The organism is uncultured Bacteroides sp. (genome assembly GCF_937912035.1).
Lineage (GTDB): Bacteria > Bacteroidota > Bacteroidia > Bacteroidales > Bacteroidaceae > Phocaeicola.
Map to the genome: position 1 here is coordinate 110,769 of NZ_CALDPF010000022.1, position 11,446 is coordinate 122,214.

The 11,446-nt window shown below is 34.6% G+C and carries 3 protein-coding genes; 1 reads left to right on the forward strand and 2 read right to left on the reverse strand.

Annotated elements, in window-relative coordinates; genetic code table 11:
* Positions 1–6: 6 nt before the first annotated feature.
* The gene (locus Q0486_RS03655) at positions 7–3,147 is read right to left on the reverse strand and encodes a TonB-dependent receptor (RefSeq protein WP_299230341.1); all 3,141 of its coding nucleotides are present in this window, start codon (positions 3,145–3,147) and stop codon (positions 7–9) included.
* A 428-nt stretch (positions 3,148–3,575) separates the two neighbouring features.
* Complete coding sequence (locus Q0486_RS03660; RefSeq protein ID WP_299230342.1) at positions 3,576–7,496, reverse strand: two-component regulator propeller domain-containing protein; 3,921 nt, start codon at positions 7,494–7,496, stop codon at positions 3,576–3,578.
* Positions 7,497–8,227: 731 nt separating this feature from the next.
* On the opposite strand from Q0486_RS03660, the gene Q0486_RS03665 reads away from it, so the two are divergent.
* The gene (locus tag Q0486_RS03665) at positions 8,228–11,440 is read left to right on the forward strand and encodes a TonB-dependent receptor (RefSeq protein ID WP_299230343.1); all 3,213 of its coding nucleotides are present in this window, start codon (positions 8,228–8,230) and stop codon (positions 11,438–11,440) included.
* Positions 11,441–11,446 lie beyond the last annotated feature (6 nt).

The window sequence follows — 11,446 nt, forward strand, 5'->3', positions numbered from 1 at the left end:
ACTCTATTAAAAACCAAGTTTTAAACCAAAGTTCACTATCTTTATAAGAGGATATGCCTCACCATTAGGATTAGACTCAGGATCACAGAATCCCATCTTATCAAATGTCAAAAGGTTATATCCTGATAATGACAATCTCAATGATGACAAATGTAATTTACTGATCATTGATTTTGGGAAAGAATAACCAATTTCAATATTCTTCAAACGAACGTACGATGCATCACGTAGCCACAAGTCTGAATCTTTATAGTTATTACCTTTACTTGAAGACAACGAAATACCTGGAGCTTTTGAAGCATCTCCCTTTTCTGGTGTCCATGCATCATCTATCATATATTGTAACAGAGAATACTTATTTGTACTTCCGAATGGTATTCTATAAAAACTGCTTACAAGACGAGAAGTCTTAAATGCACCAGTCCATGTCATACTAAAATCGAATCCTTTCCAAGAGAATCCCATTAATAAGTTACCTGTCAATAATGGATATTTAGGATTTCCTATTGCAGAAACATCATTATTATCAATCTTACCATCATTATTTAAATCCTTATATTTCACATCTCCGGCAACTGGCACAAATCCTTCTCCATGATCAGGAATTCCACCTTCTTTACCTTTTAGTGATGCATAATTAGCAGCCTCCTCCTCTGTAAAAAAGCCATCATATATATAACCGAATTGTTGACCTACAGGTTTTCCTGTCTCCTCCATCCATTCGTATGGCTGTGGAATTTCGTCCTTGAATACAACCGTATTCTTCGCATACGACCAGTTAGTACCAACATAATAGTTTACATCGGCGACCTTATCTTCCCATCTGAAAGATACTTCATAACCTTTATTATCAACTTTACCCAAGTTTACAGTAGGAAGTTTAACTGCAAGATATCCGGGGTTCATCTGACGAGAAATAAGAATATTCTTACGATGTTCAATAAAATAATCAAAAGAAATTTTAAAGCGACTGTCAAAGAAATGAACGTCAACACCATAATTTTGTTTTGCTGCTGTTTCCCAAGTTACATCAGGATTACCAATTTTTGATTCTTTAGCTCCGGACACCGTATAATTATTATACGATCCAAAGCTATAGCTACCTGAACTTATTATATAAGAATCCGGCAAATATAAGAAACGGGAACCATCTGAAACACGATCGTTACCCACAATACCGTAAGAAGCTCTTAGCTTTAAGTAGTTAAGGTATGGTTTAAGTGATTCCATGAATTTTTCTTCAGAAACAATCCAACCTAAAGAGCCGGCAGGGAAAAGGCCAAAACGATTACCAGGAGCAAAGTTTTCCGAGCCATTATAACCAACACTAAAATCCACAAGATAACGTGTCTTATAATCGTATGTGGCACGTCCAACAAAACCTACATAGCTTCGAGGAATTCCAGGAAAGTTACTTGAATAGTAATACTTCATAGACTGGTTATACATAGCCAAAGCTGAAACCGAATGACCATTAAAATTACGACTATAGTTCAAAGCAGCCTCCAAATACCAGTCACGAGACTGTCCGGTAGACTCAGAGTAACCAAGAGTTGAAGCTTCCTGATTCTTTTTATATAGGACCTCTCCATCTTCTCCCATAAACGCTTCATATCTGTCTGTACGACCTTCTCTACGTTTATTTATAGTAACACCACTATTGTAAGCTCCTTTTATATGAGCTTTAAGACCTTTTGTTAAGAAATCAAGTTTTTGTTCTAACGCAAAGTCAAAGTTTATAACATTATTTTCAGAAGTATTATAACCTTTACCATAGTATGAATTAAGAGCATCAGAAACATCACCAAACTCACCAAACGTTTTAGAATTAAGCATAACCCATCTTCCATCTACAATACCCGGACCGGAAAATGGTGGAGCCTGATAAACATCCCTAAACAGATAGTTTACGTTTGTAGTTGTAGAATTATTATAATTAGGTTCCCTCTTATCAGTAAGACGTCCACCAAGATTGATTTTCATAGTAGTAGTCTTGGTTACATCCACGTCCATATTTACACGATAGTTATAACGATTATATTTAAAACCACTATCATAATCGCCTGTATCGTACATATTGAAAAGACCGTCCTGAGTATAAACACCCAATGAAGCAAAATATCGTGCTCTCTTAGTACCTCCGGAAATATTAAAATTATGCTGAGTCTGCCATGCCGAATTCTTTATAAGCATATCAGTCCAGTCTGTATCAGGATATAGAATAGGGTTACTATGAGTACGGAACGCCTCTAGCATTTCATCATTAAACACTACATTTTCAGGTTTAACACCATCACGAATCTGAGCATTGTTGTATGTAGTTGCATAGTCATAACTATTGGCAAATTCAGGAATACGTGTAGGAAGCTGTAAGGCCATACTTGTAGAAAAGTTTATCTTTGCCTTTCCTTCGCTACCTCTCTTTGTAGTAACAAGAATCACACCATTGGCACCACGTACACCAAATACGGCTGTTGCAGAAGCATCTTTCAGAACAGTAATATCTTCAATTTCATTAGGGTCCAACTGATAGAATGAACGCTCTACTCCATCAACCAACATTAAAGGTGTAGACAATCCTTCTGTCAAAGAACCGACACCACGGACATAAATCTGCGCGTCATCAGCACCAGGCTGTCCACTTGACTGAACACTGGAAAGTCCTGTAACTTTACCACTCAAAGCATTGGCAATACTACCGACAGGGCTTTTAAGAATTTCATCCGATTTCACAGAAGATAGCGCTCCTGTTACAGTTACTTTCTTTGTTGTACCGTATGCAATAACTTGCACTTCCTCAAGAGCTGTAACATTTTCCTCTAGTTGAATATTCAACTGCGCCTCACCTTTATACACAACTTCCTTATCGGAATATCCTACAAAAGAAACTACAAGTGTTGAACCTACAGGTGCGGAAATTTCAAATTTTCCATCAAGATCGGTAATAACTCCGGTTGTAGTTCCTTTTACCATTACAGCGGCACCTATAACCGGTCCCATAGCATCTGTAACCACACCCGTTACTTTCTTTTCTGCTGCACGCTGAAATGCTTCTAATGCTGTACTATGTGTTTCTGCCAGCACTCCATACGACTGAGCCTGTAATGCCAGCATCCCCATAGTACACAACAAAATTTTGTGCTTCATACAATGAAAATAATTAATTAAGGTTTAGAATTCCATGTAAATTTTAGCACAAAAATAGCCTATACGTGATCATTTTTCATACATAAATTGTAATGCATATATGCTAATATTGTACGACAAACTTTTTTCGTACAAAACTTTACAATAATTCTTTTGGTATAAAGACTTACCGAACAGGCTATTAATAATATAATGATATAACGTAACCGTAAAATGATTAGAATTAAGGTTTGTAAATAATAGAGTTTATATATAAATACAAATATTTCAGTACATAAAAATATCACTTATACATTTTAAAAAAACGCCGCCGCATTCTATTTCAAATGCGGTGTCATTTAAACTGAAATAACACCGTATTTTATATTTTTTCTGATCCTAATTCAAGTATAACTTTCAGCATCAAATACAAACTGCATATTACTTTTTCAGACAGTCTCCCCACCCTTTCTATAAGTCTGAGGTGCAACTCCATAAAAATCCTTAAAACATTTACTGAAGTAACGCGGTGAAGAGAATCCAAGTTTGTAAGATATCTCAGAAACATTCAGTTCGGGAGAGTCTTTCAACATTCTTAATCCCTCTTTCAGTTTTATATTTAAAGAGAATTCATTTGGTGTAAAACCGGTTATCTCCTTTATTTTCGAATAAAGTTTACTTCTACCTATCTTCAATTCATTGGCAAGAACATTCATATCGAAATCCGGATTCTCAAAGTTACGCATAATGATATCAGTAGTTTGCTCAATAAACTTTTGATCTACGGCATTTGTTGCAACCGCAATACTTTTATCGTCACTCTGAGTGTTTCTCATTCTCTCAAACAAAAGATGCCGATTTTTCACCAGACTATTACAACGTGCCATTAACACTTTTACATTAAAAGGTTTAGTCACATAATCATCAGCACCAAACATATATCCTTCAACTGTATGTTCCTCAGAAGTCTGAGCTGTCAGCAGAACAACAGGTATATGTGATAATTCAATATTATTTTTTATTTTATAACACATCTCTTTTCCCGTCATGACAGGCATCATAACATCACTCAATATTATATCCGGATGAAGCTGCATCGCCATATCAAAACCTTCGGCACCATTACTTGCTCTATAAACATTATAAGCCGGAACAAAAATATCCTCAAGCAATGCAAGTATATCCTCATCATCCTCTACAATAAGCATGACCGGTTTTACAGATTCTTCATCATCCGATTTAGCATTTGATACAGTCTCAGATGAAACAATGGATCCTTCAGTCACATTAATTACATCAGGATTCTCAATAGTCAATTTATAATCGGATTTAACTTTCAGTTGTTCTGGAGAGAAATGTGAATTACCCATAGGAAGTAAAATTCTAAATGTACTTCCCTTATCCACTTCACTTTCAACTTCAATACTCCCCTTATGCATTTCTACTATCCCTTTAGTAAGAGCAAGTCCAATACCCGTACCTATATTATATTTGGAAGCCGTATCGGCCTGATAGAAACGATTGAATATCAATTTTACATCTTCGGACGAAATTCCACACCCACTATCCGTAACCTTAATTTCAATCATCCCCTTCACAATGGCAATCTTTACAGATATACTACCATTAGCTGGAGTATATTTGAAGGCATTTGAAAGCAGGTTAAACACCACTTTCTGCATCTGAGAAGCATCGAACCAAGCCTCCAAAGTTTGTTCCGCATGATAAAAACGATAATCAATACCACGTTTTTCGGCATAATCCTTAAATGAGTCAAAAATATCCTGTACGAACTGTATCAAATCATATTTCTCTACACATAAACTCATATACCCCTGCTCTTGTTTCCTGAAATCAAGAAGCTCAGTTATAAGATTACGCATATTCAAACTATTCTTATAAATCCGCTGTAGTTTACGTTGTACAGACAATGACAGGTTCTCATTCTGAAGCAACGCTTCAAGTTGCCCCATTATCAGAGTCAAAGGAGTTCTAAATTCATGGGATATATTCGTAAAGAAACGTAATTTCAGCTTATTCACCTCTTCAATCCGTTGTTTCTCACGTTTTTCATTCTCTAAAGACATTGCAAGTTTATGACGAAGTAAACTTGCTCTCCAATATCCATAAAAGACAGAACATACAATTATAGCATAAATCATATATGCATATATATTTGCGAACCAAGGATGCTCTACATTTATTAAGAGAGAGATTTCCTTGTTGCCTATTCCACCTATTTTACTACCCTTTTCACGAACTAATAATCTATATTTTCCCGGTTCGAGATTAGTATAACTGATTTTCGTTCTATCAGTTGTAATCCAATCCTCATCAAAACCTTCTAATTTATACTGATAAGTCCTACTACGAACTATACCTACATAATTTGAATTAGCAAATGATAATGATATGTTATTCTGGTCATATTTTAAATTAATCTCATGTTCATAAATAAGACTTTTATTCAATATATTATCGGATGAAGGTTTAACTAGAGAATTATTCACCTCTAAAGATTCGAAATAAAAATTATAGTCCAAATCCTTGAACCCATTCTTCATACCTTTATATGAAATCATACCATCAACTCCACCAATATAGATTGTACCATCAGACGCCTCATACATTCCACAGACATCTGTTACAGCAGAAATCATCCCTTTTTCAGACTGAAACTCGACTGTTCTTACAGAATTATCCTTTGGTGAGAATACAGATATACCTTTATCATTTGTGATAAGTATTTCGCCTGATTCAGTTTCCAGCATATTATAACAAAAGTTACTTAAAAGCCCATCATCCTCTTGAAGGTACTGTTTTAATTCTTTGGATTTCATATTATATGAAAATACACCGGCACCTAAAGTAGAAATATAAATATCTCCACCACTTACTGGAAGAACCTTTGTAATTCTAATAATCTTTGGAAGTTTTTTTTCAAAACCATATAATCTGATAAACTCAGATGTACGAATATTATAAAGATAAATATTGTTTATAGATGCCAACCATACATTGCCAAAGTCATCCAATTCTACAGATATTATATCGGTGTGATGATCAATAATAGAAAATTGATTTTTCCGGATATCCAGTGTCCAAAAGCCGTTTGTTGACGTTATATATAAAATTCCATTTTTATATCTACAACAGTGTATTCTATCACTCGGTAAGTTCTCACTTGTACTATGTTCCAGAAAATTATAGAAAGATTTTGTTTTTCTGTCATATCTGCTTAATCCTCCTGTATATGTTCCAATATATACACAATCATTATCCTTGTCGTAAGTTATTGATTTAACGTTATCATGCAATATTGAATTTCTGAAGGATTTATCAAAATAAGTAAACGAAGAATTATTCTTATTGTATAAATTAATACCACCTCCATCGGTCGCTATCCACAAACCATGATCTTTATCCTCAACTATTTCTCCAACAATGGGAAAACTCAAACTTTGCCCATCTTTATTATAATTGCTACCATAATACGAAAAAATATCATATTCAGTATTAAAATAATTAATACCCCCATAATACGTTCCGACCCATATAGTACCTTGAGTATCTTTATACAGCGAGAACACAGATTCGTGACCTAACATACCATTCTTATTGCCTGCCATAAAGACCTTATATTCATCCTTCTCTGGATCATACATTTGCAGTCCTTCAAATGTACCGAACCATATACGATTATTATTGTCTTCTACAAACTCGCGAATTTGATTACTCACAACTCTATTTGCCGATACAGGTTCTTTAATTATTTCTCCATTTGATTTTATTCGATATAGGCCGTCAACACGTGTAGCTACCCAAAGCTCATTCAATGAACTGTAGTAAAGCTTAAAAATCTCCGTTTCCGACAATATACATCTTGCTATACCTCCTTTTATCTCAAAAAGACCCTCCATAGTTCCTACATATAATCCCTTGGATGTATTTTCCATACATGTAACATGAGGCAAATTATATTTTTTATCTCCCAAGGAGCATGATTTTTCAGGATCATAAGAAATTAAAGAATCATTGACAAAATAAAACAGTCTGTTGTCATAATAGTCTATTGCACGTACATTCTGGAAATATATCTCTCTAAAATTTTCTTTATATAAATCATATTCTAATAGTACATTATTATTTAATATAAAAATCTTATGCTTACCATCGCCTGTGATTTTACGCACTCTTCCAAGCAGATTATTTTCTTCTACCTTTCCATCAACAAAAGAAGTATATTTTGTTATCCTAGAAATATCATTTCCATTATATATGTTCAGACCTTCAGTAGTACCAAACCACATTCTTCCTATCGGATCCTGATATATTGAAAGCACAGAAAGGCTGGAGAGTCCATCTTCCATCCCAAGTTTCTTAAAGAACTGTCCGTATAGACACGTAAACGAGAAAAGATAAGATAATATTAAAAATATAAATCTATTATTCATTTAATAAATTAACAAAGTCATTATACTATTCACGTAGCAAAAATAATAAAAATTTCAACAACATCTCAAACAACAGTATATAAACGAAACAAAATTTACACTAGTTAAATACATATTTTTCATTTTTGATTTTACTATAGAATAAATCATTACCTATAAACTATAAATAACAGAATATTCAAAACACTTTATTTAATTATATTTTTATTACTTGATTATATATAGTTAATGTCCATAACAATATGGAAAGTGAATTATTATTTGATTATTTATTTGAATATATAAATCAATAACGGCTAGTAACAAGGCAATTCCCATTAACAGAAAAATACAATTATTTACCTTGTAAAAACCTTTAAAGATTCGCAATAATGCTATTTTTGTCCTTTTTTATGTATATATTGTCCTATAAAACTAAAATATAACATTTCCAGGTAAAATGTTTTTTCATACTATTTCACTAATAAATATTTTTGCAAAAACAAATCATTAATCTTATTTCAAAGATAAACTATGATAAAAATACATTTATAACATTATTCATTAAAATTAAAATAAAACATTCTTCAGAATAATAATGACTATAATTTGTGATTAGCTTGTAAAATATATTACAAGTAATTTTAAACTTAATAATTATAATATTTATGAAAAAATCAAAGAAGTTCAAAACTGGATTTTCTAAGAAGGCTCTGTTATGTGCCGTTTGTGCAACTTATGGAGTTGGTATTTCAGGAGCCTCCTTTAATCATGCAAATGTTGCAGACGAATCCTACATTGTTCAACAAGACGGAAAGACTGTAACAGGTGTTGTAATGGATAACATGGGGCCTGTAATTGGCGCTAATGTTCTTGTCAAAGGTACAACCAATGGAGTAATTACAGATTTCGACGGTAAATTTACCTTATCGAATGTACCTGAAAATGCTGTTCTTCAAATCTCATTCATTGGTTATACAACAAAAGAAATTAAAGTCGCTGGTAAAAAAGATTTTTCCATAACATTGGTTGAAGATGCCAAAACATTGGAAGAAGTAGTAGTAGTGGGTTATGGTTCTCAGAAAAAAGTTAATTTGACAGGTGCTGTTGGTCAGATTGACTCTAAAGTTCTTGAATCACGTCCTATAACAAGCACAACAAGTGCACTACAAGGAACTATTCCTAACTTGCAGATTACAAACTCAAGTGGTGAACCAGGACAGTCTGCCTCTATAAATGTACGTGGTACAACCTCAATAAATGGAGGTAGTCCATTGGTGTTGGTTGATGGTGTGGAAATGAGTCTGGATCTTGTTAACCCGAATGATATAGCTAATGTTACAGTGTTGAAAGATGCAGCAGCATCTGCAATATATGGTGTGCGTGCGGCATTCGGTGTGATTCTTGTAACAACTAAAAACCCTAGCAAAGCAGAGAAAACAAGAATAAATTATTCCGGTAACTTCTCTTTTGCAAAGCCTTCAATCATGCCTGAATTTATTGAAAGTCAGTCTGAGTTTGCAAAATGGATGAACCAAGCTTGTGTCAATGGTAATGTACCAACACCATTCCGTGACGAAGTTATTGCCAAAATGGAAGCATACGAAGCTGATCCAAAAAACAATCCTGAGTATGAAGTAATTGACGGACAGCTTTATTACTACGGATACTCTAACTTCAAAGAAAAAATGGTAAGAAATGTCACTCCAACACAAAGACATAATCTTAACATTACTGGTGGTAGTGAAAAGACAAAATTCTACACATCTATAGGTTACTTGGATCAAGGCGGTTTATACAAGGTAGGAGATGATAGCTATAAACAGCTTAACACCCGTATCAATGTTGAAAACCAGACTACAGAATGGATGAAATTGGGAGTTAAGGCTCTTTATAACTATAGTTCTACAGACAAACCTTTCTCATACGAAGGTAAAAGCGTTTGGCAGAGAGTTGTATACTCTTTACCTACAGACTTTATAGATCCTTGGCAAAAAGACTCAAGATATCCTGAACTGGATAAGTTTGCTGGAAGATACATGGAAAACAATCCATACGACATGCTGAATAATGGTGGACGTAACAAATCCGACCGTCATGATATATGGTTAACCGCCAGTGCAGACCTTGATATTTTAAAAGGTTGGAAAGCTCATATAGACTTCAATTACAACCTCAACTATAACAAGTCGTCAGAACATTCAAAACCAATAATGTTTTTTGACAAGACATTCCAGGACACTTATGGACGTACTGCTACTAGTTATTATAAAATGACTAATGCAAACAAGTCATACTATTCTTTCAATGCTTATACAGAGTATGAAAATACTTTCGCAGAGAAGCATTATTTGAAACTTATGGTAGGTTTCAATCAGGAACTTACTAAATATTCCACTTTCAGCGGAAAACGTTATGACATATTGAACAATGATTTGCCTTCATTAAGCCTTGGCTCCGGAAATCATGAGACAAGTCAGAATGGATATGAATGGGCTTTACGTGGTGGATTCTTCCGTGCAAACTATATTTACAATGACAGATACCTGTTCGAATTAAACGGTCGTTATGACGGAACATCAAGATTCCCATCTGACAACAGATTCGTATTCCTTCCTTCATTCTCCGGTGCTTGGCGTTTGAGTGAAGAAGCATTTATGGAAGGGACACGTTCATGGTTGGACAATCTGAAACTGCGTGCCACATACGGTATACTAGGTAATCAGCTTATTTCTTCAAGTGATTGGAGCGGTAACACCAAATATTACCCATATATTCCATTCATGAGTAGCGGAACATCAACAAACTGGATTTTTGGTGACACTTATGCAACTGTCATCAACCCAGGAAATCTGGTAAGCAACAATCTGACTTGGGAAAAAGTTTCAACTATAAATGGAGGTATTGACGCAACATTCTTCAACCAGAGACTTGACATGAGTTTTGACTACTATGTACGTACGACTTCAGACATGCTTATCAAAGTTTCATATCCTGGAGTTCTAGGTACTAGTGCACCACCAGCAAATGCAGCAGAACTGAAAACACGTGGTTGGGAATTGTCTTTAAAATGGAGAGACCGCATCGGCGAGAACTTTGGATATGAATTAGGATTTATTCTTTCTGACTCTCAAGCTGAAATCACAAAATACAATAATCCTACCGGTGATATAAGTACTTACTATGAAGGTAAGAAAGTAGGTACTATCTGGGGATATGAGCTTGAAGGATTATTCCAGGAAGGTGAAGAAATTGATCAGAACAGACAGAAAGACATCCAGAATGTTGAATGGGGTGCAGGTGATATCAAGATCAAAGACCAAAACGGTGACGGTATAATAACTAAAGGTAAAGGAACATTAGACGATCATGGAGATCAGGTAGTTATAGGAAACACAACTCCTCGCTATCAGTATGGTATAACAGCAAACTTTACTTATAAAGATTTCTATCTTAATCTGTTCATGCAAGGTGTAGGTAAGAGAGATTTCTGGCCTAGTGGAGAAGCATTCTGGCCTGCTGCTACCCAGTATTACAATGCACAGAAATGGCATGTATATGACTCTTGGACACCGGAAAATCCTGACGCTTATTTACCGATAGTACGTGCAACAGACAAACGTAATAGAATTACAAGTGACCGTTATTTACAGAATGGCGCATATTGCCGTATGAAAAATATAACACTAGGATGGAATTTACCTAAACAATGGATTCAGAAAGTATACCTGACAAATGCTTCAATTTATGTCAGTGGTGAAAACTTATTTGAATTCACAAAAGTTAAAGGTCCATACGACCCTGAATCAGCAGGTAATAGCGGTAACATGAGTTATCCATTCATGAGAACTTATTCTGTAGGTATTAACTTAACATTCTAACAAACA